25 protein-coding genes are annotated in these 25,583 nt (G+C 44.5%); 3 read left to right on the top strand and 22 right to left on the bottom strand.

Annotation, left to right across the window (positions count from 1 at the left end; all coding sequences use genetic code 11):
* Positions 1-5: 5 nt before the first annotated feature.
* The 5 genes from clpB to H0Z23_RS05320 all read right to left on the bottom strand — a co-directional run bounded on the left by clpB (position 6) and on the right by H0Z23_RS05320 (position 7,862).
* The gene (clpB, locus tag H0Z23_RS05340; protein WP_296867980.1) at positions 6-2,615 is read right to left on the bottom strand and encodes an ATP-dependent chaperone ClpB; all 2,610 of its coding nucleotides are present in this window, start codon (positions 2,613-2,615) and stop codon (positions 6-8) included.
* 18 nt (positions 2,616-2,633) lie between these two features.
* Complete coding sequence (locus tag H0Z23_RS05335; protein WP_296867978.1) at positions 2,634-3,554, bottom strand: DnaJ C-terminal domain-containing protein; 921 nt, start codon at positions 3,552-3,554, stop codon at positions 2,634-2,636.
* Positions 3,555-3,667: 113 nt separating this feature from the next.
* The gene (gene dnaK / locus H0Z23_RS05330) at positions 3,668-5,557 is read right to left on the bottom strand and encodes a molecular chaperone DnaK (RefSeq protein ID WP_296867977.1); all 1,890 of its coding nucleotides are present in this window, start codon (positions 5,555-5,557) and stop codon (positions 3,668-3,670) included.
* A gap of 274 nt (positions 5,558-5,831) precedes the next feature.
* A complete protein-coding gene (locus tag H0Z23_RS05325; RefSeq protein ID WP_296867975.1) occupies positions 5,832-6,236 on the bottom strand; it encodes a hypothetical protein in 405 nt (134 codons plus the stop codon).
* Positions 6,237-6,308: 72 nt separating this feature from the next.
* Positions 6,309-7,862: a YbaK/EbsC family protein gene (locus H0Z23_RS05320; RefSeq protein WP_296867973.1), complete on the bottom strand. Its 1,554-nt coding sequence runs from the start codon at positions 7,860-7,862 to the stop codon at positions 6,309-6,311.
* A gap of 177 nt (positions 7,863-8,039) precedes the next feature.
* On the opposite strand from H0Z23_RS05320, the gene H0Z23_RS05315 reads away from it, so the two are divergent.
* Positions 8,040-8,549, top strand: a complete 510-nt coding sequence (locus tag H0Z23_RS05315) for a hypothetical protein (RefSeq protein WP_296867970.1) — start codon at positions 8,040-8,042, stop codon at positions 8,547-8,549.
* Between the two features lie 64 nt (positions 8,550-8,613).
* The gene (locus H0Z23_RS05310; RefSeq protein WP_296867968.1) at positions 8,614-10,179 is read left to right on the top strand and encodes a PucR family transcriptional regulator; all 1,566 of its coding nucleotides are present in this window, start codon (positions 8,614-8,616) and stop codon (positions 10,177-10,179) included.
* Positions 10,180-10,231: 52 nt separating this feature from the next.
* Here H0Z23_RS05310 and H0Z23_RS05305 read toward each other — a convergent pair whose 3' ends face one another.
* From H0Z23_RS05305 to H0Z23_RS05290, 4 genes are all read right to left on the bottom strand, one after another.
* Positions 10,232-11,155, bottom strand: coding sequence for a carbon-nitrogen hydrolase family protein (locus H0Z23_RS05305; RefSeq protein WP_296867966.1), 924 nt, complete (start codon positions 11,153-11,155; stop codon positions 10,232-10,234).
* 49 nt (positions 11,156-11,204) lie between these two features.
* A complete protein-coding gene (locus H0Z23_RS05300) occupies positions 11,205-12,557 on the bottom strand; it encodes a TIGR00366 family protein (RefSeq protein ID WP_296867964.1) in 1,353 nt (450 codons plus the stop codon).
* A gap of 297 nt (positions 12,558-12,854) precedes the next feature.
* On the bottom strand, positions 12,855-14,048 hold the full coding sequence (locus tag H0Z23_RS05295) for a CaiB/BaiF CoA-transferase family protein (protein ID WP_296867962.1): 1,194 nt from the start codon (positions 14,046-14,048) through the stop codon (positions 12,855-12,857).
* 86 nt (positions 14,049-14,134) lie between these two features.
* Complete coding sequence (locus H0Z23_RS05290; RefSeq protein WP_296867961.1) at positions 14,135-14,596, bottom strand: hypothetical protein; 462 nt, start codon at positions 14,594-14,596, stop codon at positions 14,135-14,137.
* A gap of 156 nt (positions 14,597-14,752) precedes the next feature.
* On the opposite strand from H0Z23_RS05290, the gene H0Z23_RS05285 reads away from it, so the two are divergent.
* Positions 14,753-14,956, top strand: coding sequence for a dodecin family protein (locus H0Z23_RS05285; RefSeq protein ID WP_296867959.1), 204 nt, complete (start codon positions 14,753-14,755; stop codon positions 14,954-14,956).
* Positions 14,957-15,147: 191 nt separating this feature from the next.
* Here H0Z23_RS05285 and H0Z23_RS05280 read toward each other — a convergent pair whose 3' ends face one another.
* From H0Z23_RS05280 to H0Z23_RS05220, 13 genes are all read right to left on the bottom strand, one after another.
* Positions 15,148-15,306: a hypothetical protein gene (locus tag H0Z23_RS05280; RefSeq protein ID WP_296867958.1), complete on the bottom strand. Its 159-nt coding sequence runs from the start codon at positions 15,304-15,306 to the stop codon at positions 15,148-15,150.
* A 30-nt stretch (positions 15,307-15,336) separates the two neighbouring features.
* Positions 15,337-15,723 (bottom strand): DnaJ domain-containing protein, encoded by a 387-nt coding sequence (locus tag H0Z23_RS05275; RefSeq protein ID WP_296867956.1) that lies wholly within the window; start codon positions 15,721-15,723, stop codon positions 15,337-15,339.
* Positions 15,724-15,741: 18 nt separating this feature from the next.
* Positions 15,742-15,996: a hypothetical protein gene (locus H0Z23_RS05270; protein ID WP_296867954.1), complete on the bottom strand. Its 255-nt coding sequence runs from the start codon at positions 15,994-15,996 to the stop codon at positions 15,742-15,744.
* Positions 15,997-16,104: 108 nt separating this feature from the next.
* Entirely contained in the window at positions 16,105-16,569 is a 465-nt protein-coding gene (locus H0Z23_RS05265; RefSeq protein ID WP_296867952.1) for a hydrogenase maturation protease, read from the bottom strand.
* Between the two features lie 12 nt (positions 16,570-16,581).
* Entirely contained in the window at positions 16,582-18,009 is a 1,428-nt protein-coding gene (locus H0Z23_RS05260; RefSeq protein WP_296867950.1) for a Ni/Fe hydrogenase subunit alpha, read from the bottom strand.
* A 13-nt stretch (positions 18,010-18,022) separates the two neighbouring features.
* The gene (locus H0Z23_RS05255; RefSeq protein WP_296867948.1) at positions 18,023-18,562 is read right to left on the bottom strand and encodes an NADP oxidoreductase; all 540 of its coding nucleotides are present in this window, start codon (positions 18,560-18,562) and stop codon (positions 18,023-18,025) included.
* On the bottom strand, positions 18,562-20,634 hold the full coding sequence (locus H0Z23_RS05250; RefSeq protein ID WP_296867946.1) for a molybdopterin-dependent oxidoreductase: 2,073 nt from the start codon (positions 20,632-20,634) through the stop codon (positions 18,562-18,564). Before H0Z23_RS05250 ends, H0Z23_RS05255 begins: the two co-directional genes overlap by 1 nt.
* A gap of 21 nt (positions 20,635-20,655) precedes the next feature.
* Positions 20,656-22,443 (bottom strand): NADH-quinone oxidoreductase subunit NuoF, encoded by a 1,788-nt coding sequence (gene nuoF, locus H0Z23_RS05245; protein WP_366928874.1) that lies wholly within the window; start codon positions 22,441-22,443, stop codon positions 20,656-20,658.
* Positions 22,444-22,462: 19 nt separating this feature from the next.
* On the bottom strand, positions 22,463-22,834 hold the full coding sequence (locus H0Z23_RS05240; RefSeq protein ID WP_296867943.1) for a (2Fe-2S) ferredoxin domain-containing protein: 372 nt from the start codon (positions 22,832-22,834) through the stop codon (positions 22,463-22,465).
* A 5-nt stretch (positions 22,835-22,839) separates the two neighbouring features.
* Positions 22,840-23,397 carry an ATP-binding protein gene (locus H0Z23_RS05235; RefSeq protein WP_296867941.1) on the bottom strand — a complete coding sequence of 186 codons (558 nt, stop codon included), beginning with the start codon at positions 23,395-23,397 and terminating at the stop codon, positions 22,840-22,842.
* 5 nt (positions 23,398-23,402) lie between these two features.
* Positions 23,403-23,879, bottom strand: coding sequence for an NADH-quinone oxidoreductase subunit NuoE (nuoE, locus tag H0Z23_RS05230; RefSeq protein WP_296867992.1), 477 nt, complete (start codon positions 23,877-23,879; stop codon positions 23,403-23,405).
* A 239-nt stretch (positions 23,880-24,118) separates the two neighbouring features.
* The gene (locus tag H0Z23_RS05225) at positions 24,119-24,745 is read right to left on the bottom strand and encodes a molybdenum cofactor guanylyltransferase (RefSeq protein ID WP_296867936.1); all 627 of its coding nucleotides are present in this window, start codon (positions 24,743-24,745) and stop codon (positions 24,119-24,121) included.
* Positions 24,746-24,750: 5 nt separating this feature from the next.
* Positions 24,751-25,575 carry a formate/nitrite transporter family protein gene (locus tag H0Z23_RS05220; protein ID WP_296867934.1) on the bottom strand — a complete coding sequence of 275 codons (825 nt, stop codon included), beginning with the start codon at positions 25,573-25,575 and terminating at the stop codon, positions 24,751-24,753.
* Positions 25,576-25,583: the final 8 nt, after the last annotated feature.

The following is a 25,583-nucleotide window of genomic DNA, read 5'->3' as shown; positions in this document are numbered from 1 at the left end:
CGTTTTTAGGATACGGCAAAAGTAAGTTTCTTTCCATCTGAATCAATTAACAGCTTCTTGCCTTCATACAACTGTCCACTCAATATCATTCTCGCTATCTTAGTCTCCACCTCGTGAGCTATGAAACGCTTCAAAGGCCTGGCTCCATAGACAGGATCGCTACCCTCTTTAGCTATGAACCGTTTAGCGTTCCTGGTTAGCTCAAGGGTTATAGAACGCTCTTCTAGCCTTCTCTTCAGGTCCACGGTCAACAGGTCGACAATCCTCTCCAGTTCTTCATCCCTCAATGGCTTGAACAACACTACGTCATCAACCCTGTTGAGAAACTCTGGCCTAAAGTGGAGCCTTAGCTGTCTCATAACTTCATTGCGTGCTTCCTCGGTTATCTCCCCTTTATCGGTAATGCCTTCCATCAGGGCAGTAGCTCCAATATTGCTAGTCATGATAATTATGGTGTTACGAAAATCAACGGTCCTTCCATGGCTATCCGTAAGACGCCCATCATCCAGTATCTGAAGGAGGATGTTAAAGACATCCTGATGAGCCTTTTCTATCTCATCGAAAAGTATGACGGAATAAGGTTTCCTTCTAACTCTTTCGGTCAACTGCCCACCTTCTTCATATCCCACATATCCCGGCGGGGCACCTATCAACCTGGAAACAGCATGCTTCTCCATGTACTCAGACATGTCAATTCTTATAAGGTTTTCCTCGCTGTCGAACAAAGCTTCGGCCAGCGTCTTGGCGAGCTCAGTCTTACCAACCCCCGTTGGCCCAAGGAATATAAAGGAACCTATGGGCCTTCTGGGGTCCTTTATTCCAGACCTGGCCCTGAGTACTGCATCGGCTACAAGCTGTACCGCCTCATCTTGGCCAACTACCCTTTGATGAAGCACCTGGTCAAGTTTCAACAGCTTTTCCCTTTCGCCTTCCATAAGGCGACTCACGGGTATGCCTGTCCACATGGAGACCACCTTGGCTATTTCTTCCTCCGTTACCTCTTCCCTCAAGAGCCTTTCCCCAGTATTACTCTCTTCTATACGTTGTTGTGCTTCCTGAAGCTTCTTCTCCAACTCAGGAAGCTTGCCATGCTTCAGTTCCGCAGCCTTATTGAGGTCATATTCCCTTTCAGCTTTTTCTATCTCATGTTTGATCTTTTCTATCTCTTCCCTTAGGCTTTGAACCTCTGCAATGAGCTTTTTCTCTATTTCGTACTGAGCCTTGAGGGCATCGGCTTTCTCCCTGGCCTCCTGAAGCTCTTTCCTCAAATTCTCAAGCCTCTGCTGGCTTGCCTTATCAGTCTCCTTTTTAAGAGCTGCTTCTTCGATCTCAAGCTGCATAACCCTGCGCATTACTGCGTCAAGCTCAGCAGGCATAGAGTCGATCTCAGTCCTTATCATGGAACATGCCTCATCTACAAGGTCAATGGCCTTATCAGGCAAGAACCTATCAGTTATGTAGCGGTGTGACAACACAGCAGCGGCGACAAGGGCATTGTCTTGAATTCGCACACCATGGTGGACCTCAAACCGCTCTTTCAAACCCCTCAGTATCGATATAGTATCCTCTACCGTGGGCTGATCGACAAAAACAGGCTGGAACCTCCGCTCCAATGCCGCATCCTTTTCTATGTATTTTCTGTACTCATCAAGGGTAGTAGCTCCTATACAGTGAAGTTCCCCTCTCGCAAGCATGGGCTTCAGCATGTTACCTGCGTCCATGGCACCTTCTGCCTTGCCTGCCCCCACAATAGTGTGAATCTCATCTATAAACAAGATGATCCTGCCTTCGCTCTCCTTGACCTCATTCAAGACAGCCTTGAGGCGTTCTTCAAACTCTCCCCTATATTTTGCGCCAGCTACTAAGGCACCCATATCAAGAGCCACGATGCTCTTGTCTTTTAGGCCCTCAGGCACATCACCTCTCACTATTCGCTGGGCAAGCCCTTCGACTATGGCGGTCTTACCTACTCCAGGCTCGCCTATCAGTACCGGGTTATTTTTGGTCCTTCTACTTAGAATTCTTATAACCCGCCTAACTTCTTCATCTCTCCCTATCACAGGATCAAGTTTGCCTGCTCTTGCCAGTGCAACGAGATCTCTACCGTATTTTTCTAAAGCCTCATAGGTGTTCTCGGGATCAGCACTTTGAACCCGCTGATTACCCCTTACCTCCTGTAAAGCCTTAAAAAATTTACCTTCGTCAACACCAAAATCAGTCAATATTTTCCTGGATGCAGAGTTGGGATCAGGTTCCTCTAAGAGAGCACTAAAAAGATGCTCTACTGACACATACTCATCCTTTAATTTCTTTGCTTTCTCTTCGGCCGCTATGAGAACAGCCCCTAATCTGTTAGAAATATAAATTTTTCCTGCTTCCACAGAAGCCCCTGCAACAGAGGGTCTCCTGGCCAATTCTTTTTCCACTGCAGCGACCAAGGCATCTACAGGTACATCCATTTTTGTCATCAATTTAGGTATAAGCCCGTTTTCCTGCTTAAGCAAAGCAAGAAGCAGGTGCTCATTATCTACTTCTCTATGTCCTCTCTGTATGGCTTCCTTCTGTGCATCTGCTAACGCTTCTTGTGACTTCTGCGTCAATCTGTTCATATCCATGTTTTATCCCCCCTTACTTCAAGCCCTGGGATTAAATGGCGATTCTTTCGCCAACTCCTCAAAAAGAGCTCTTTCCTTTTCCGTTAAATTCTTGGGAACCACTATCCTCACAGTCGCTAAAAGGTCCCCATTGCCCCCTGTCCTCTTTGGCAAGCCTTTCCCTCTCAACCTCAAAACTTGGCCACTTTGAGTGCCAGGTGGCACTTTCAACTGTACCGGTCCCGTCAGCGTAGGGATAGTTACTGTACTTCCCAAAGCTGCCTCCCAGGGTGCCAGATCCAATCTCATAGTCAAATCGTGCCCATTGATTCCAAACCTTGGGTCAGGCTTAATATGAACCCTCAAATACAGATCGCCAGCTGGACCACCTGTAGGTGAAGGCGCTCCCTGGGACGCAAGACGCAATCTTGATCCATCTGTTACTCCCTTTGGAATATTTACTTCTAAGCTTTTCTGTTGGCCTCCTATGTTTAAGGTAATCTTTTTCTTCCCACCATTAATTACCTCGTTCAAAGTCAACTCCAACGGAGCCTCAACATCCTGGCCTTTAACAGTTGCGTTCGTCCTACCTCTAAAAGGTGATTGGGAAAAGAAAGCCGAATCACCGAAAAAAGCCTCAAAGAAATCACTGAAAAAAGTGTCTCTTCCCTTGGAGCTTCTTCTAGTTCCAAAGTTGAATATCTCTTCCCAGCCAGGCGGAGGCGTAAACTCCTGTCCATGCTGCCAACCACTACCTAAAGCATCATATTTCTTTCTTTTCTCCGGATCCCTAAGAACTTCATATGCTTCGTTTATTTCTTTAAACTTTTCGGTAGCAGCAGGGTCTTTATTGGCGTCCGGATGATACTTCCTAGCCAACTTCCGGTAAGCCTTTTGTATTTCCTCTATTGTGGCATTTCTATCCACACCGAGTATTTTGTAATAATCTTTATACTCCACAGGCCATCGCCTCCTTTTCCATGGCCCTCATGTTTCTTGGCCTTCATAACTGAGCCCCCCTGAAAGGGGGGCTCTTATCATCTTGTGATGCCCACGGCATCTTAGCAGGATCCTCAACCCTCATTAAAATCTGCGTCTATTACATCTTCATCAGAAGCATTTGATGTCCCTGATTCCTGTGAAGATGTCCCGCCTCCTGAAGAAGCAGTACTACCGAAGCTTGCCAATTTACCTAAAATCTCCAGCAATTGCTTAGTGAGATCTTGCAACCTTTCTTTTGGCTCTTCTTTCTTAATAGCTTCCTTGGCCTCTTCTACTACTCTTTCAGCTGTACCCTTTTCCTCTACTGGGACAGTTTCCTTTACTTCCGACAATTTCTTTTCCACCTGATAGATGGCATTTTCTAGCTCGTTACGAGATTCTACCCACTCTTTCTTTTTCCTATCCTCCTCAGCATGAAGCTCTGCTTCCTTAATCATTCTCTCTATCTCATCGTCGGTTAAATTAGTGGAGTTAGAGATAACTATCTTTTGTTCTTTACCAGTATCCTTGTCCTTCGCAGATACGTTCAATATGCCATTAGCATCGATGTCAAAGGTTACCTCTATCTGAGGCACTCCTCTAGGAGCTGGCCTAATGCCATCCAGCTTAAAGGTGCCAAGCACTCTGTTGTCTTTAGCCATCTCACGCTCTCCCTGCAGTACCACAATCTCGACGGCTGGCTGGTTGTCCTCAGCAGTGGTAAAGATTTGCGACTTCTTGCATGGTATTGTGGTGTTTCTTTCTATCATCTTTGTCATAACACCACCTAGAGTTTCTATTCCCAAGGAGAGCGGCGTAACATCCAAAAGCAGTACGTCCTTTACTTCTCCTTTGATTATGCCAGCCTGTACAGCCGCGCCCATGGCCACCACTTCATCAGGATTGACGCTCATGTTTATCTTTTTACCACCAGTAAACTCTTCCACTAACTTATGAATGGCCGGCATTCTTGTTGATCCACCAACCAAAATAACTTCTGCAATATCTTCAGGTTTTAGCTTGGCATCCTTCAATGCCTGCTGCACAGGGCCCACACAGCGTTTCACAAGATGCTCCGTAAGCTGCTCAAACTTAGCCCTTGTCAAAGTCATATTCAGATGTTTAGGCCCACTAGCATCAGCAGTTATAAAAGGCAAACTAATATCTGTACTTGTCCTTGAGGACAGCTCGCACTTGGCTTTCTCTGCAGCTTCATATAGACGCTGCAGTGCTTGCCTATCTTTTCTCAAATCAATGCCTTGGTCTTTGAGGAACTCCTCTGCCATCCAGTCGACTATGCATTTATCAAAATTGTCGCCACCTAGATGAGTATCCCCTGCAGTGGCCCTAACCTCACAAAGGCCATCCCCTACTTCCAATATAGAAACATCAAAGGTACCTCCACCAAGGTCAAACACCATTATTATCTCGTTCTCTTTTTTATCCATGCCGTATGCCAGAGCCGCGGCAGTGGGCTCATTGACAACCCTTAAGACATTCAAACCCGCTATTTTACCGGCATTTTTAGTTGCTTGCCTCTGAGCATCATTGAAGTATGCAGGCACGGTAATAACCGCGTCAGTTATCTTTTCGCCCAAAAATGCCTCAGCATCCTGAACAAGCTTTCTCAAGATCATTGCACTTATCTCTTCTGGTGCATATTGCTTATCGCCTACTACTACCCTTACAGAGTTATGAGGCCCTTCCACAACTTTATAAGGCACCATCTTCATCTCTTCGGCAACTTCGCTATAGTTGCGCCCCATAAACCTCTTTATTGAGTAAATTGTCCCTTCCGGGTTCAGAACTGCCTGTCTTTTAGCCAAAGCACCTACAAGGCGCTCCCCGTTCTTAGTAAAAGCCACCACTGACGGGGTCGTCCTACCTCCTTCAGCGTTGGGTATAACTGTAGGCTGTCCTCCCTCTATAAATGCAATAACCGAGTTAGTTGTTCCAAGGTCTATTCCAACTACACGCCCCATTTAAATCCCCCCTCTTCTATTTATCCCAAAACTATCAAACAATTTGACTTTATTTGACCTTTGCGATGGTTATTATATAACAGAAATCCCGATTCGCAAGTCAAAATAAGTCAAATAAGGCAAAATAATACTATATATATCCTTATAGGTCTCATAAATATGCTTTTTATCGATTTTTCTATATTTTTCGCAATTTACATAATAACGAAGAGGGAAAGGCACACCTTTCCCTCTTCGTCCCTATTTGACCAATTGTGTAACCCTCAAATCCGGCTTACTGGCCGCTTTGGGTCCGTGCTTTTAAAAACTGCTCGAACCTCCAACTTCGAATTTCCTTCCTAAGCTGCTCTGACTTTTCGAAGAGGCTTCTGATTTTTTGCTCGTCTGGTTTGTTTTCAATCATGGCTAGGCGAAGCTCCAAATTAGCCCTGTGCAGTTCGTTCATTTTATCGACTATTTCCTCTGGATAGATGCTTAGGTCTCCTCTTCTGACAGGCGCGCCTCGTAAATATCCTCCACCGAACGCCATCCTACCCATGCTTTCAGCCCAACATCCAACTAACTGCTGGTTTCCCACCCAGCGCCGTGGGCCAGGGCCACCACCCCAATGGGCAAAAGCCACCCCTGCTACTGCCAAAATGCCTACAAAAGCTAGCAAAACAATAATCTTTTTACTCATGTTATTGCACCTCTCTTTTCTTTCTAATAGTATTGTAAAAACAATACCGCAGGGAGGCATGAGTAAATCTACCTACTTGTCCTCTCCACATTTCGTACAGATAACATTCCTTACTTCCTTTACTACGTCCTCAACTTTACATTCTCTTTTCGATCCGTCAGGATAGGACAGTTCCACAATGCCCTCAGCAGACATCTTGCCACATATTACTGTCACTGGCGAGCCAAGAAGTTCTGCATCCGAGAACTTTACCCCTGCCCTTTCATCACGATCATCAAGCAAAACATTGAACCCTTCATTGTCAAGGGCTTCTTCCAACTTCCCGCCCAGGGCCAAAGCTTCCTTATTCCTTACTGAGGGCACTATTATACTGACATCAAAGGGTGCTACCCCAAAAGGCAAAGGCCCATTAGGTTTCACCAAACTTAAAGCCAGTGGCTCCAGGTAAATTTCACCCTTCCACAAATGGGCTTCTTCCACTTTGCCCTGTTTCCCCTGATAGGAAATACCCTTTCCATTAGTCAGGTAACCGGCGTCACTAGAAAAAGATGCCACCTTGGCAAAGGGCCTAACATCCAAATCAGAAGAGCATATGGGGCACTTCATCTTCCTCTCATAAATTATTAGATCTTCCACTTGCGTGGCCGTAAAATCCCTTCCCCAACAAGCGTTCAACATGTGCTTTTCCGGCTGGTTGGCTCCTACCACGGCGTTTATAATGCCCCTCACATGAAAATCTGCTATTACCTTAAGCTTTTTGGGAAGTCCCACAGGCCCCAGGTAACCTGCTAGATCTCCCACTGTTTCCTTTATCTCAAGTGGATCAGCAAAACGAATGGCAGAACATCCAATCGCTCTTTTCACCTTTTCCTCGCTGATCTTGTGATCGCCTCTTACCAGAACGACAAAAACCTCTTTCTTATCTTCGCCCTCAGCTACATAGAACATAGTCTTTATGGTGTTTTCGGGAGATACACCCAGTTGATTACACAATTCCACTATTGTATCTGCTCCAGGTGTGTCCACAACTTCAAGGTCTTTAGGCTCTTCATCCTGTGACGCTACCTCCTGTTTTACAGGTGAATCCTCCCATCCACACCAGCTGCAATTCGTACAGTAATATGCACTTTCCGCATATGGGAAGCTTTTCTCAACAAAAGTTACCAAATCAAGGCTTTCAAATCCATCGTTAAGAGAAACCTTCTTCTTCACAGAAAACCCTAACTTCAAGAAGGACTCGGAAAATTTTTCACAAAAATTACCTATCAGTTCCTCTGCCTGCTCTTGCAACTCTGTGAAACCTAGCACTTCGTACACTCTGTTTTTCTTCTGATAGAACGTCAACGGCAGCTGTCTATAGCTTTTCACAAAACCCGAAGCGACTTCTAGTGCCTGGCCAAAAAAATCGTAAAAATCAACCTGCTGAAACGCACTTGCATCAAATAGCTCCTCTACTTTACCTGAGACTCGTTCAAATAAGGCAACCCCAAGAGGTAAAAGCCCTAGAGAGGATTGGCTAGAGGCTCTATTAACAAAAGCCCCTCTTATAAGTCGCAAAATCCCTTGATCCACAATCCCCTTCGGCGCCTCTTTGATTGTCGGCGCAAAAAGATTAGACATCTTCATTTATTATCCCTCCAGCAATTTGGCTTATCCATCGTCGACAAGACAGATATTTTGATGTAGTATACAACACTCGATGCTTTGTTCAAAGCCCCCTTAAATAACTTGCACTAAATAAATTTAAATAGTAACCTGCTAAAAGCAGGGGCATATTCTATCTTTCTTAAGCGAGGTAAACTTATGGATCCTTTGGCTTTTTTAGGCAAATTGTTCAAACGAAAAAAATTACCGATAACACCCAAGGACATAATGGACAGGGCTCCAAGCCTTGATAAATACATCCAATGGAGCAAAAACAAAAGAATTTTGGTCTTCAATCCTCCCTTTTGGGGATTTCACGATATTTTTGTGGACAGCGATCTCAATCACGCCCTAGTGTGCATCAAAGAATCGAAAGAGGCCTTCATAATATCGGGAAACACAAAGGGGGGAGAAAAAGTATTTAAGTTCAATTCTGATCTTACCCTTGAATCAGAGGAGGAACTAACCCCTGGACTTCTTGAATGGATCATATACGACGACTACGTAATATATAGAGGCCCCTTTCTCCCCCTTGGGAGAGACCCTTATTACATAGGAAAGATCGCAGCGACTTTTCCATTTACTAATAAACTAAATTACCATCTCTACCCTGACATAATAGCCTTCCTAAAAGAATGGTACACAAAAGCCTCTAAAGGCAGAAGATAACTTGTATTCGGATAATGTATAATATAAATATATATGATTAAAAACTCCCTAACGAGGTGCAAAAATGAAAGTAGCCGATCTTTTTAAAAAAACCGTATTCCCAGATTTCCGCCTCATAGCTGGAGCCGAGGGAGTCTCAAGAGAAATAACTTCTGTGTCTGTTATAGACTCTCCAGATGTGTTTAGATGGATGCGAGGCGGGGAGTTCCTAATAGGAAGTGGCTACATATTCAAAGAAGATCCCGACAGCATGGCAGAATTCTTACGCTTGGTGGCAGGAAGAGAGATAGCTGCTCTGGGCATCAAAATAGACAGGTACCACTCTCAAATTCCAGAAAGTTGCATCAAAGAATCGGATAAATTAGGACTTCCTCTAATAGAAATCCCCTTAAAATATAGGTGGATAGACATAAACGAAATAGTTTATGGGTGGCTCTTGAGGGAAAGAGAGTTTGGTAAAAACTATAGTAGACCAGTGCTGCAAGACATATTCAACGAAAATTGGGATAACCACATGCTATTAGCACATCTAGCTTCCAGTATTAGATGCCCTTTGGCCGTCAGAGCTCCAGACCTCGCGATAAACAATTACTATGAAATTGATGGAACTGTACTAGATTCAACGGAAGCTGAAGAAATATTATTCCTTCCTGCTTTAAGTGAAAAAGAGATGCCATCCTGTGGTGCCATAACTATTCATGTAAGAGAAACCTTACTGCATGGGGAAAAAAGATACGTAAGCATATATGCTTTAAAGGCACAACCACCGTTGGAGATAGCTTTAGTGCTGCCTCCAGGTGAACAATACCCATCCATAAAGCAAGAAAGAATGACCATAAGGGCCTTGGGTATATTGAGGGGAAGCAACTTCGAGGCAAAATTGTTAAATAACGCTCTTGCAGCCCAAAGGGACCAATTCTTGCAAAACTTATGCCTTGGCACGTACAACAACGAAGAAATGGTTACGCAAAGGGCGAAAGAACTCAACATAAATATACCTGAGGAGACTATAGTGCTTCTGACATGCTCAACCAAAGATACATACGCCCCGCCGCTTTGGAGACCTCCCTTCTCTTTGAGTTACAAGCACGCCAATCAATGGATTAGCATTGCAAGCTCTGCAGATTACAAGTCCCACTACACAGACCTGCTTAAAACTGCCAAAGATGAAAAGTTGTGGATTGCTGTAGGAAGCACAGTAAAAAATTGGGAGAATATAAAAATATCATATGACGAAGCCAAAAGAGCTCTTGATTGGCTGAGAAAATTTAGGCCCACTCCTGGAATTTATAGATATGGGGAACTAGCTATGCATACTTTGCTAAATAAACTAGCGACTCTTCCCGAGGCAAAAGGGCTTTGGAAACGCTATTGGGCCCCTGTCCTTTACGAAAACTCTACAAGAAGGGCAGTACCCTTAGGAGAAGTAGCAAAAGCTCTCATATCCTCCGACTTCAACATAAAAGAGTGCGCCAAATCTTTACACCTTCATTATAACACAGTACGAAACTACGTAAGGGAGCTGGAAGGCGTCCTACAGATAGATCTCAACAATAGACTGCATAGATTGGCTATAACTTTAAGCTATTACGTACACATTTTGCGAGACAACACATCTTGGGATATATAGAAACTTTAGAATTGAAGGACAAGCAAAAAGGGGGCTATAGCCCCCTTTTTATTTAGGAACTTTTTTTCTTATAGGGGATTCGTTTTGCGGGTTCGAAAGGACATTTTCCTTCCTTCAATATCCAATCCTTGTATACACCTACATTTCTATCCTCAATGTGGTCAAAGATCATAGGTGACTTGGTGCCATGGCTCACATATTTTATGGGATCTGGATCTAACTTTGCGGAAATTATCTCATCATTGCCCCTGGCCTGGGCCAACTTCCACCCTGTGGGATCTATTATCATGGAGCTTCCAAAGAAACTGTTACCTGAACCGTCCACTCCTACTGAGTTTATCGCAACATAATATACGTGGTTATCATAGGCCCTTGCCTGGTTTACAAACTGCCAAATGTCGTAAGTACGAAGTAACGCAGAAGGTCTCACTATGACCTCAGCCCCCATCAAAGTTTCTGTCGTGGCCAAATCTGGGAAATCGCCATCGTAACATATAGTAAGCCCTATTTTAGCAAGCTTAGTCTCTACTACCACTGGTTTATCTCCAGCAGTAGTCCACCCGCCTCCTTCTTTTCTCTCCGTTGGGAATGGGTGGGTCTTATTATAAATGTCGCCTATTATGTCTCCATTGTCGTCTATAACCATGCAGGAGTTGTAAACGATATCCTTTGAAGGACCTCGACGATAAGTAGGCCATATTACATGGACACCTAATTTTGCCGCTGCATCTTGAATGGGTTCTGTTATGGGGCCTGGGACTTCGCTTACCGCTTCCCACAAGGATTCAATGGTCTCTTCCTGGGTTGCCTTCGAGAGAGGAGTAAACCCAGTCGTTATGGTCTCAGGAAAGACCACTAAATCAGCTTCATGCTCTTTTGCGGCCTTCTCGAGAAATACCAAAGCTTTTTCTATATTGGCCTTTACATCCATTGGTTTTATTGTGAACTGGCAACCTGCAACTATAAATTCCTTCACTCATTATTCCTCCCCTCAGTATCACGATCTACTGTATTTTAGATTACTATTAGAAGCTAACCGGCAAGAATGATCCGATTATGTATATAATTCCTGTTACTAACATGACTGCCGTTGAATAACCTATAATGTCTCTCGCCTTTAGACCTGTAATTCCCAACAAGGCTATGGCCCAGAAAGGCTGAAGCATGTTAGACCAACAGTTACCCCAGGCTTGAGCTGTTGCCACTTTAATGACGTTAACGCCCATCATTTGTGCCGATTTTACAGCTATTGGCCCCTGTACTGCCCACTGTCCACCACCGCTGGGCACGAAGAGGTTTACTATAGATGAGGTTATGAACGTCCACATGGGCAAGGTCTTGACAGTGGAGAAGGAAACTATCCAGCCTGCAAATACATCAACAAGGCCACTGTGACGGATCATACCCATGATTCCCGCGTAGAATGGGAACTGCAAAATAATTCCTGCGACACTCTTGGCGGAATCTGATACGGCCTTTACGTAACTGGCCACAGTCTTGTGGAGAATCATGCCAAGGAACAAGAATATGGCGTTAACTATGTTCAGGTTTAAGTCAAAGCCTTTGGTGGCAAAATGATAGATTATGTATGCCACCCCCATTGCACAAATAAGGTAGTTTACTATAATGCTGTGGTTTAAGCGGTCTCCTATAGTGGGATTCTCGGGTCTCTTTACGTGGGCAACGTGCTGATTTTTAAGAAACTCTACAATTTCAGGATCCAATTCCTGAAGCTCTTCTTCCTTTGGTGCCATCTTTGCTATGAAAAAGGCAGGAAGGACTGCAGTTAAAAGCATCACAAACAAATTCATAGGCGTGAGTATGCTCTCAGATACAGGAATGACACCAATTTCTTTTTCGAGGAAATGACCTGGTGTAGCTATAAGGAGCTGAACTGAGCCAGAAAAACCAGCATGCCAAACCATCTGTCCCAAATATGCCGCTGCACCTAAAAGACCGTAGCTAAACTTAACACCCTTAGCATAGAGTTTTTTAGCTACCTCTCTAGCAAATATGGAAGCAAGAATCAAAGAAAGACCCCAATGTATCATAGCGGAGACACAAGCCAGCATGGCAACCCAAAAAGCACCGGATTTTCCATCTTTAGGTTTATCAGCCAAGGTGTCCACAAATTTATGAACACCAGGCGCAGCAACGAGAGCCGCTGGTGTAATGACCATAAGGCACATCTGCATTGAGAAAGGCAATAAACTCCAAAAGCCCTTGTACCAATTTATTACCATCTGCATTACTGATTGATGGGTTATGGTTACCCCTAAAATAAACGAAATAAATGTCAATATCACCGCAAAAATAAACGGGTCGGGAAGATATTTCATAGAAAGTCTTGCTAGCACATCTCCTAGCTTCTTAATCATGACAAAACCACACCTCCATTTAATAAGTTGATCCCATGCCCTAAGCCGCAACCTTCCCCTATGGACTTTCTCCTTTTAGCCCTCCTTTCCGGTTTGTTCTTTTTTGCGCAAATAAACAGAAACTTGCAATTTCATTCTACTGACGTATAGGACTTAAAGAATTGTCATTCTTTGACATGTTCAAACCCTATTTATTGTGATGTTGGTTGACATGAATAAAACACAAGGGCAGGATTGTTTTTTAGTGTCAATCCTGCCCTCACTGCGGACAAAGAATTTTTTGGAGGGATTGCCTTGTTAGATAACCTCTTCTTCCTGAAGGGTCTTAAGCTCTTCTTTGGATAGCCCCGCAAATCGGGTCAAAATTTCTTCATTATCCCCGCCAAGAAGTGGAGCCGGCTTTTCTATCTTACCTGGTGTCTTGGACATTTTAATGGGACATCCAGGCATCTTGAGGTTCCCTGCCACAGGATGTTCTACTTCGACAATCATTTCTCTCTCTAGAACCTGTGGATCATTCACAAGCTGTTCTATATTGTTAATTGGACCGCAAGGCACTCCTACAGAACGCAGTTTCTCTATCCATGCCGCAGTGTTATCCTTTGCCATGATTTCCTCTAGAATCGGCTCCAATTCTTCCCAGTTGTTATTTCTTGCCTCGTTACTAATGAAACGGCTATCTTCGGCTAGCTCTGGACGGCCTACAAGGTTGCAGAATCGATTCCAGATAAAATCATTCCCTATGGCTATATTTATAAAACCATCCTGCGTCTTGAATGTAGCGAAAGGGGCTATGGACGGATGCCTGTTTCCTATGGGAGTAGGTATCTTCCCTGTCACGAAATAGCGAGATATGGCATTTTCCAGTATAGCCACCTGGCAATCCAACATGGAGACATCCACCTTCTGGCCCTCTCCTGTCTTTTCCCGATGATTGAGTGCAGCCAGAATGCCTATGGCACAAAAGACTCCAGCAAAAATGTCGGCAATGGAGCTTCCCACTTTAGTTGGATGTTGTTCATCAGGCCCTGTAATACTCATGATGCCACCCATACCCTGGACTATCAGATCATATGCTGGAAGTTGAGAATAGGGTCCTGTATGGCCAAAGCCACTGGAAGAAGCATAAATAAGCCTCGGGTTGAGCTCTTTCAAGCTTTCATAACCTAATCCTAACCTATCCATCACGCCCGGTCTAAAGTTTTCAACTACCACGTCGAAATGAGGTATCATCTTCTTGACTATTTCCACAGCCCTTTGGTCTTTCAAGTTTAAGGTTATGCTCTTTTTGTTTCTGTTTATACTCATAAAATAGGCACTTTCCTGACCAATGAATGGCCCGAAGGCCCTAGAATCGTCGCCTACCCCAGGGCGCTCTACTTTCACCACTTCTGCACCTAGATCAGCTAAAACCATGGTGCAGAATGGACCGGCCAAAACTCGTGTGAAATCAAGCACTCTAATGCCTTCTAAAGCCTTCAATGAAATCACCCTTCCAAAGAAAATTTCTCACAGTAACCATTTTAACGAGCCATTCCCAAATTGTAGCTGTCAAGGTCTCACATAAAAATAACCTATTATTTGTTGCTAGGGGTCATCTTCATTCGATCTTGAAGGATTTCTCCTATGGCTTTGGCATCTTTTATGCCTATTATGTAGCGCTTCCCATCTACCATCCTAATATCTAACGCGTCAGTTACACCTACACTATAAAGCCAGCCCTTATATATGCGTTTTAGTCCCACTGAATGCCAAGGGACCTTCGTAAAAGAAACCGATTGAATATCTGAGATAGGCAGAGTTCTCCTTACTAACCCCGGCCCCATGCTCACAACAAGCTTATCCCCCGTCAAAGTCACCTTAATGGAGGTAAAAAACACTAGGGTAAAGCCTAACAAAACTGCAGAGACTACTAAAACCATATGAGACATGCTCCCAGGCGTTTTCAATGCCCAGACCTGGACTGCTATGGCAGCAAAAACAAGTACAAGGACAAACCTAAGCCCCCATCCGCTCTGGCTATATGTTCGCTCTTCCATTCCAATCCCTCCATGTTTACATGGTTAGAGTATTCTACCACACTTATCATCTCAATAATCAGGCATTGTCTATTGCCCCTTCAGGGTATATACTAACAATGTAACACTTTATCTTGTTTGGTAATTAGATTTAAAGTTGAGAGGAGGTAGATTTCCATGAGCGGAGTCTATAAAGTAATAGAGATAATAGGGTGTAGTGATACATCCTGGGAAGAAGCCGTCAAAAATGCGGTAGAAACAGCCTCCAAAACTCTTCAGGACTTACGAGTAGCAGAAGTCGTAGAACAAGATGTGACAATAAAGGATGGGAAAATTGACCAATACAGAGTTAAAATAAAACTCTCCTTCAAATATCATTAGAACCTCATATGGGCGTTTACACCTAATAGCAGATAACCTAAAGTAGTAAGCACTTTATCAATGTGGAGGGCATCCCCTTCATATTCAAGGTTTTTTTGTACCCACAAATTTATACCTTCCGTCGATACAAGATAATAATTCTCCAGGTCTTCGGGCTTGCCGCCCTGCACGAGGGCTATATAATTTGCCCTTCAGCCAGAACCTATCTTCTGTATGCTTATATAACCTTCATTGCCCATTTTGGCCATTTCTTTTCTGGCTTCGGCTGAAAAGACAACTCCTTCAGCCATGGAGGAAACCGCTGTGGCAAGAATATAGGCAATTACCAATACGACCAACTTCAACTTCATAGAGTACCTAGCCCCTCTTTCTTAAATCTGTTAAAAGTGCCTCTCTTTTCGTATCTTATCATAGGCTTCCTGGATTTCCTGAAACTTTTTCGTGGCAAGATCAATAAATTCTTTATCCAAATTCTGACCTATGAATTTATCAGGGTGATACTTGGCCACAAGCTCCCTGTAGCGCCTTTTTATTGTCTCTTCATCGGCACTTCTAGAAAGCCCGAGCACCTTATAAGGATCCTTGAAAGAATAACTTCTCTCACTGCGGTTTTTGTTTTCCTGGCGATAATCCTTTTCCCAAGTCTCGTTATAAGCTCTTCCAGCATGAACCTTGGCTTGCTTCAAGAAAAAATACAGCAACTTAAATCCCAAAAACATTATCAAAATAGGAAAAGCAAACCTCAACAACCGTAGAACAAAAAGCATCCCCTACCCCTCCGAACACTATCCTTTTTGAAGCCCTTTTATCTCCTCGCGCAATCTCTCTAGGGTTTTTTCCGTATCCTCTATATCTTTTTTCGTTTTTATTATCCATTGCTTCCTCTTAACTTCATCAATGGTACCTGCTTTTTCTCCAGATTCAAGCACAGAAAGCTTTTTCTTCTGGATATTCAACCAATCCAAAAGTTTCTTTTCCTGCTCAAACAGTTCCTTTATTCTCTCAGCATCTTCATCATCCTTTACAAAAGCCCTACTCAAGAAAGGAACCTCCTTTCAGAAATTATTCTGCATTATTAAGAACAAAAAAGGAAACAAACAATTGAATGAATGGATAGTTTATTATACATCTTTCTGAGGGGCTTTAACTTAAAGCCCCTCAGAAAGATGTTTCCAAAAAGAACGGAATGCTCTAGCCGCGCTTTTTATTCTCGTCTTGCACTGAGGAGTTAGACGATGAGAAAAATCGAAAGATTCCCCCGTAACAGATATCAACCATGCGTCAGGAACCTCTCCCGTGAGTTGCTCAGCTAAAGATAACACGTTTGCAGGGCCAAAGGTATGCATGTTTAGCCCTTCTGTCTTCATATCTCCTGGATTTACCTTCTCTATGAGAAAACCCTCAGGATAAGGCTTTAATGATGCATCACAAAAAAACAGGACTTGATATCCTTTTATATCTAGAAGAACTTCTGGCACCAACTGATGCCCTCTCCAAAGCTCAACTTCAGCCCCGCTCTTTCTGATAATGCGGGCCACAAGCCCTGCAAGCAAGTGGCCCGCCCCATCATCCTGCCTGGAAACGTTTCCATATCCCAGGACAAAAGCTTTCATCTTAGCCTCAGACTAATCCTTGTAGATCTTACGGAGAATCTCTCCGCTGTTGTCCACTATGGACAACTCCAAAGGCATCTTGCCTACAGCATGAGTCGAACACGAAAGGCATGGGTCGTAACACCTGATAAGGTGTTCCATCCTGTTCATGACCCCTTCAGGTACGTCGTCTCCTTTGATGTACGCCTTCGCTATGGCCTCTACTCCCTTGTTCATAGCAAAATTGTTGTGTCCTGTGGCTACTATAAGGTTAACGTCCGTTATGGCACCACTCTCGTCGACTTTGTAGTGGTGAATCAACGTTCCCCTGGGCGCCTCTATGACACCTATACCTTCAGGGTAAAGTTCATTGGAAGTTATCCTAAGATCGCTTCCTGTTATATCCGGATCTTCCAAGAGTTGCTCTATACGCTCAACTCCGTAGAGCGCTTCTATAAGCCTTGCGTAGTGGTAATAGAGGACATCGTGTACTATGCCTTCTTCTCCCGCCTGTCTGTAAAGCTTCAACTCCTCTGAGGCCTCCGGAGTGGATATATCATCGCACGCGTTAAGCCTTCCAAGAGGCCCTACTCTATAACTTCCGTTTGGATATCCTAGGGGACGATAGAATGGGAACTTGAGGTAGCTCCATGGTTCAACATGCTCCCCTATGTAGTCTGCATATGCCCAATCAGGAAATTCGTCGATAATCCTGCCTCTTGCCCCCCTAAGCCTGATGTCCCCATCGTAAAGTTCCAGGAAGCCATCGGCTACAAGTCCCATATAGGAAGTTTTCATAGGCGCAAATGTGGAAACTTCATCTTTGTGTTCTTGTAAATAGCCTTTTACGAGTTCCAAGGCATCTTTAACGTATCCCTTCATTGTGGGAATTTCCTTAAGATAGGAATCCCTTTCACTTTCTTTAATGCTCCTATTTACCCCTCCTGGGATGCTGTGCCAAGGATGTACCTTCTTGCCTCCCAGAGTCTTTATTATCTCCTGCCCAAATTTTCTCAACATTATGCCTTTGGTAGCGATCTCAGGAAATTTGGCAGCAACACCTACAATATTTCTTATGGCAGGATCAGCATCAAAGCCAAAGAGCAGATCCGGGCTGGAAAGGTGAAAAAAGCTCAACGCATGAGACTGAACGAACTGTCCCATATGAAGCAATTCCCTGAGCTTGTGAGCAGTTGGGGTTATCTGTACGCCAAGAATAGCATCACAGGCTTTAGCGGAAGCAAGATGGTGGCTAACCGGGCATATCCCGCATATTCTAGGCGTTATCTCCGGCATCTCCCTAAAATCACGTCCCTTAGTAAAGGCCTCAAACCCCCTGAACTGAGTGACGTGAAAACGGGCTTCAGAAACGGTTCCATTCTCGTCGAGATGTACCGTGATCTTGCCGTGTCCTTCTATCCTCGTAATGGGATTAACCTCTATTTTACGAACCGTACCCATTTTATAGCCCCCCTTAGTCATACCGCATCATTTCAGCGGGAACTTTAGGAATCCTTCCTTCAAGCAATTCCTGGAAAACCCACAATATAGTGTCTGCATCTGGCGGACATCCAGGAACGTAAACATCTACCTTTACGACCTGATCCACTGGTATAGCCTTAGGCAGCAATTGAGGAATGTCCTCTCCTGGAATTATTCCTTCAGGATTCACAGTGCTCACAGTATCTACATATGCCTTTTTAAGCGCTTCCTCTGCAGGCATAAAGTTACGCATGCTGTTTATGCCCCCAAAAACAGCACAATCTCCCCATGCGATCAGAATATCGCACTGTTCTCGCATCTTCTTCGCCAGATGAACTTCCTCGTCGTTCCCCAACGCTCCGGAAATAACACCTATGTCAACTTTTGGTATTTCCTTGGCATCTACCACAGGGGAATACATTATGTCAACTTTCTCCAACAAGCCCAGTATCCTATCATCAATATCGAGGAAAGACATATGGCAGCCCGCACAGGCTTCCAGCCACACAGTGGCAAGTTTAACCTTGGCCATTACAAAGACACCTCCTCCAGCTCGACCATTTGGGCGGTCTCAGGAGCTTTTTCGCTCCCAAAAAGTTGCTCACACGGAACAGCCTTAGGGCTGCCCAACTCTACGCCAAGGGCCGAAGCAAATTCTTGAATAACCGAGGCGAGTCCTTTGACTTCTCCCTTAGGCGGTACAACCACATTCAGCCTTCTTCTCTCTCCCTCTATCGTGCAGAAATGCCCACTTCTCTCATACCATGCTGGAGCCGGAAGCAACACATCTGCCATGTTCACCAGAGGATGTACCAAATAAGGTGTCTGAACCACCACAAACTTGGTTCTGGATATCGCCGAAAGGGATTCCTCGTCCTCCGGGATCATGCCCGTCGAGAAGACATAGAGAAAATCCAAATCTTCCTTGCCAAGCCATGGTTCCTCAGCCAAAACAGTGTTCACAGTACCTAAGCTGTTGCTGCTTACCACTAGAGGTACGATACCTATGCCATCCTCGAAGAATGCCCTGCTAGCTATTGCAAGGTTTACTCCTGCCTGGACTACTGCTGGATTCTTCGATACGTTGCTTCCCAAGACAAATATAGGCTTTTTAGCATTAGCAAGTTTCAATATAACTTGCTCCACTTCCTCTACGCTCATATTGACCAAAGCGGCAGTCTTCTCCAGGTAGTTGCGGTAATCGTTTAGTGCTTCAGTGCCTTTGCCGAGGTCTTCTTCAGACATCCTCAACGAGGTTATAACCTTAGTTATGCTATCAAGCAGGCAAGGATCACCACATGGCGACAACAATCTTATATCAACATCGGTTATGCCTTCAAATGGATTCTTACCACTTGAGACATTAATAAGGGATGCCTCATTCCTGAGGGCAGCCACTCTCATGTAGCTAGCAACAACTGGTGCTTCCTCATCTGGATCAGCGCAGAGGTTCACTATACAGTCGCTTTTCAAAATATTGTGCGCCGCGGTAAATGGCCTTACCCCTTGTTGCCTGAATGGCTCAAAACCCTTTCTGAATCCCCTTAATATGTCTCCATCAAAAGTATCCAATCTTCTCATTCCAAGAGAGTCCTTGAAAAGTGCGCTGAACACGGATAGCTCTTCATCAGTGCATATACTGGAAACCAAAGCACCGGCTTTATCAGCTTCTTTGGCCGTCTTAAAGTTCTCCGCTATCAAGGATAATGCTTCTTCCCATGTAGCTTCCCTGTAATAAACCCCTTCTCTTATCATGGGAACGTGTACTCTGTCTCTTTCTGTAGATCTAGGAAGTTCCAATCTACCTCTGTAGCAAAGCTGCCCTCCATCTGGCTGATCGGTAGTGGTACCTTCCACACGAACTATGCTGCCAGTTCTAACATATGCTTTTATCTTACAGCCTACCCCGCAAAGAGGGCATACACTTTCCACTACATCATCACAGTCGCTACGACGTCCCCTATATGCAAACTCCCTTATGGTAATAGTTCCTGTGGGGCAAACCTGGGCACACGCTCCGCAACTTACGCATGTATCGCTTTCTCCAAGTTTTTTGCCCAAATCGGATATTACCTTGGCATTCCAGCCACGATCCTTGAGGTCCAACGTATGGGCTCCCACTTTTTCTGCACATACCCTTATACAGCGCAAACACAGGATGCAACGATTGTGATCCACCTGGTACTCGGGGTGGGTCGCGTCGTTCTCAAAATCCGAGTAAAGGAAAGGATACCTGACATGATCCATGCCGTGCTCTATTGCCAAACGCTGCAGCTCACAGTCGCCACTCTGGGAGCAGTACATACAGAAATGGTTCCTGCCAGCAAAAAGTAATTCAAGGACTTGTTTTCTGTAGTTGTGAAGAGTTTCTGTCTTGGTGTGCACTACCATCCCGTCTTGAGCGGGAGTAGTACATGCAGTGAGAAGTTTCGGATTGTTCTCAACTTCTACGACACACATTCTACACGAACCAATAGGAGTTAATCCCTCCAGGTAACAAAGTGTGGGTATATAGATATCATTTTTCCTGGCAACCGTAAGGATAGTATCCCCATGGGAACCTTTGCAAACCTTTCCATCTATGGTTAAAGTAATCTCTTTCATTATTTCTTCCTCCCCGCTGCCTCAGTCTTTATATACCGCATTGAACGGGCAAACCTCTAGACACGTGCCGCACTTTATGCAGCGCTCTTGATCAATCTTATATGGTGTCTGCCTATCACCAGAAATGCAATCGACCGGACAATTTTTGGCACAGAGCCCACATTTGCGGCACTTTTCACTATCTATATTGTAAGTTATCAAAGCTGTGCAAACCTTAGCCGGACACTTTTTGTCCTTTATATGAGCCTCGTATTCATGGCGGAAATACTTGAGGGTAGTAAGTACCGGGTTAGGAGCCGTCTGGCCCAAACCACAGAGAGACATTCTCTTGACCATGTGGGCAAGTTCCTCAAGGGTGTTAAGGTCTTCCATTGTGCCTTCTCCGTTGGTTATTTTCTCCAACAGAAGAAGCATCTGTTTCGTCCCTTCCCTACAAGGAACACACTTCCCGCAAGACTCTCTCTGAGTAAACTCCAGGAAGAACTTGGCGACGTCCACCATACAGGTATCCTCGTCCATTACCACAAGGCCACCCGATCCCATTATGGCTCCAGCACCTGTCAGGGACTCATAATCTACTGGAAGATCCAGGTGTTCTTTGGTCAAGCATCCTCCCGAAGGCCCACCTATTTGAACTGCCTTGAATTCCTTATCGCCAAGAATACCGCCTCCGAGTTCGAATACTATCTCCCTTATAGTAATCCCCATCGGGACCTCTATAAGGCCAGTATTTTTTACTTTACCTGTTAAGGCGAACACCTTGGTACCCTTGGAGGTTTCCGTTCCTATAGAGCTGTACCAATCGGCACCGTTCAATATTATTTGAGGTACGTTGGCCCACGTCTCCACGTTGTTTATATTAGTGGGCTTGCCCCATAACCCGGCCTGAGCGGGGAATGGAGGCCTTGGACGAGGCATACCCCTTTTACCCTCTATGGAGGCCATGAGTGCCGTCTCTTCTCCACATACGAAAGCTCCTGCTCCTTCTTTAACGTGAAGATGGAAGGAGAAATCTGTATCCATTATGTTGTTCCCAAGAAGCCCATACTCCTCTGCCTGACTTATGGCATTCTTAAGCCTCTTTATGGCAAGGGGATATTCCGCTCGACAGTAGATGTAACCTTCATCAGCACCAATGGCATATGCTCCAAGAAGCATTCCCTCTATAACTGCGTGAGGATCGCCTTCAAGGACTGAGCGATCCATGAACGCTCCTGGGTCTCCTTCGTCAGCGTTACAAATTATATACTTCTTGTCGCCTGCAGCCTTTCTCGCAAACTCCCATTTAAGTCCCGTAGGGAAACCAGCTCCTCCTCTTCCTCTAAGCCCTGAACGTTTGACCTCTTCCAGAACCTCTTCTGGGGACATCTGAGTCAAAGCCTTGGCCAAAGCTTGATAACCATCTCTTGCAATATACTCCTCTATGTGATCAGGGTTTATGTAACCGCAGTTTTTAAGCACTATCCTGTGCTGTTTGCTGTAAAAAGGTATATCCTTGTAATGAGGCACTTTGGTCATATCGGTGGGTATAGTATAAAGCAATCTCTCTACTATCCTGCCTTTGTAGAGATGCTCCTCAACTATCTCTGGAACATCTTCTGCAGTAACCCGACAATAGAACGCACCCTCAGGATATATAACCACTATGGGCCCCATTTCACACATTCCGTGGCATCCCGTTTCCACCAGCATTACTTCGTTATCCAGCTTGCGTTTTGCAAGCTCTTCCTTGAAAGCGCTGAAAACAGAAGGAGAGCCACTTGCGGTACATCCTGTTCCCTTACAAACTAGTACGTGAGCACGATACATGGACATCTTCTTTGCCCCCCTATTCCGTTCTTCCTACAACTTTTTCTTCAACAACCCTGCCGTTTACGACGTGCTCGGCAATTATCATGGGTACATCTTCCACTCTAACATTGCCATAAGTAATGCGGGGTTCCCCGGGCCTTATGACGTCTAGCAAAGGCTCCTTTTGACACATGCCTATACAACCCGTGGTCTCCACAACAACGTCTCTAAGGCCTCTTTTGTCCAATTCCTCTAAGACCGCTGTCATGATCTCCCTGGCTCCTGCTGCTATACCGCAGGTACCCATACCGATTATTATCTTTACCTTACCACCACTTCGAGCAGCAGTTAAATCTCTAGCCTGTTCCTTTATTTTCCTCAAATCTTCCAAACTGGTAATTTTCGGCAATTCAATCACTTCCTCCCCATATGGAGTTTTTCTATCTGCTCACTTAAGTACTTTCTTAACCACACAGCCACTTCTGGCAATACTAAAAGATTCCTATCCTCAAGAATCTCCAAAAGCTGATCAGTACTTAGATCCAACGTCTTGCCATCAACTGCATACCTAAACACAAAAGACCTATCTGGCCAACCTACCATCAACGCAACCACAGTAGATGCAACATCGCCCATTGGCGGACAATCAATATGGCTTTTCCTTAATAAGACATTGACCTTAGTTCCCTCTCCTTTCCCTGAGTCAATTCTCAAGAAGCCTTCGCATGTTTCAGCTGCCTGCTTTAGGAAAGGGATACCTAATCCCACTTTTCTCTCCCGCCTGGTCGTGCAAAAGGGATCAACCACCATGCTTAAAAGCTCTTCATCCATACCTGGGCCATTATCTGTGACGGTTAAGCTCACAAGGTCTTTTTGCTCATCCACGCACAACTCTATCTCTACCCTGGATGCTCCAGCCTTCAATGAATTTTCCGATATGTCCAGTACGTACTGAGATAGGTCCTGCAACATTGTAATTACTCGTACTTATCTAAAATGGATTGCACCTTGTCTGGAGTCAATCTTCCATGAGTATCATCATCAACCATAAGAACAGGCGCAAGGCCACAGGCTCCAAGGCAAGCCACAGGCTCTAGAGTAAACCGCAAATCCTCAGTAGTATCGTTCTCATTCACATTCAAGATCTGCTTTATCTTTTCCATAATCTTGAGGCTACCCCTTACGTGACACGCAGTTCCCCTACACACTCTTATGACGTGTCTCCCTCTGGGCTTCAAATGAAACTGGGCATAGAAAGTAGCAACACCATAAATATCCGCCTTTGGAATCTTGAGCTCCTTGGAAACGGTGACCAAGGCCTCCTCCGGCAAATAACCAAACTCATGCTGGATTTCCTGGAGAATAGGAATTAGGCCACCATGCTTCCCTTTCCAAGGCTCCACTATTTCCTTGGTCTTCGCCGCTATTTCTGCCGCCTTCACTACCACTATCACCACCACCTACTTTCAATTTTTTCTACACATTAGCACCACTTCAGCATAGTGAGCACAATCACAAATATTGACAAAAAAACAATACCTTTAGCTCTTATAACATTGAAAAGTATATGTCGCAATAGACTTGGGGGGTATTTAATTTAGGTACATCCCGAAATGCACCTGCAATACAACACAATTTGCATGATTGCATGATATTTAAACTAAGAATGTGCCCGCGAGTAAACTAGTACAGGTTATACGTCCCCTAATTGAAAAAGTTCCTCTTTAGTATTTATTCCCACAAAAGAACGTCTGTAGCCTGGTAAACCGGAAAGAACGCTTTCCTCAACTACGAAAACCTTTACGTCCTTGTAAAAACCCTTTAAGGAAAGATGCCCTCTTTTTAGGGCTTTTTCTATGGCAGGCAAGCATGATACAGAATAAAAAGCATGGAGAGGCTCCAAGAACCCGTTAAGCCTTCCGCAAACCACATCTGCCTTTTCATTGCAGAAGTGCCACAATGCCTGGGCTATCTCTTTCCTTACAAAAGGCATATCACAACCTATCACAAAAGCCCATTGAGTTTTTAAGACTTTCAAAGCACATCGGAGCCCCTCTATGGGGCCCCGATTACTCACTTCATCTGCTATTACCCTAACAGGCTTAACGCAACTTTTTCCCTGCAAAAAAGCCTCCATGAAAGGTACATGAGACTTTCCTACGGCAATTATCGTCTCCTCAAACCACGAAGACGTCCTATCAATGACCTTTTCTATCAGCAACGAATCTCCTAAAGGCAAAAACAGCTTTTCAGTGCCTATTCTAATGCCCTTTCCTCCACCAAGGATGACCAATGATGCTGAAAGATCGTTTTGTTTCATCTTTTCTAATCTTCTTTCAAATTGCCCTTGAAAACCCAAAAATACAAAATGGTCACGAATACGACCCCTCCTATTACATTCCCAATAGTTACTGGAACGAGGTTATGGAGAAAGCCTCCCCACCCAACCGAGGCAAGCTTATCTGCAGAAATATTGGCAGCTTCAACCAGTTTTTCGCTGCCTTTCAGTAAAATACCCAGAAACATAAAGTACATATTAGCTATGCTGTGTTCAAAGCCTGAAGCGACAAACGCCATTATGGGGAAAAATATAGCAAAGATTTTACCCGTTATGTCTGTAGCAGCCATGCTCATCCAAACTGCCAACACCACAAGCCAATTACATAAAATTCCCCTTACTAAAGCTTCCTTGAAAGGGAGATTCATCTTGGCTGTCGCTATTTTTAGCGCATTAACACCTACTTGGCCCGTTGCAAGGCCTGAATGAAAGACCAAAAAGGCCACTATGACTGAACCTAAAAAATTAGCCAAATACACCCAAAACCAATTGCGCAGAACGTCACCTACAGATATACAACCAGATAAAGTACCCATGGGCATCATACAGTTACCGGTAAAAAGTTCCCCTCCTGCAATAACAACTAACATCAGGCCAACCGAAAAAACAGATCCTCCCAAAAACTTCGCAAAACCAACCCCCGCAAAGCGAGCCAAATCTTGGGTTACAACCGTATACAAAAAACCGGCGAAAGCAATGTACGCCCCTGCAAAGAATCCTAATATGAGCATCTGAGGCACTGTCCATCTGCTTTTCGTAATGGCAGCGCTGCATGCTCCTTTAGCAAGTTCCGACGGCGTCTTAAAGCTCATGTCCAAAT

The sequence above is a fragment of the Thermovirga sp. genome, assembly GCF_017656375.1.
Classification (GTDB): Bacteria; Synergistota; Synergistia; order Synergistales; family Thermovirgaceae; genus Thermovirga.
The sequence above is the reverse complement of the archived record's forward strand: the minus strand, read 5'-3'. Positions and strand labels throughout refer to the sequence as shown.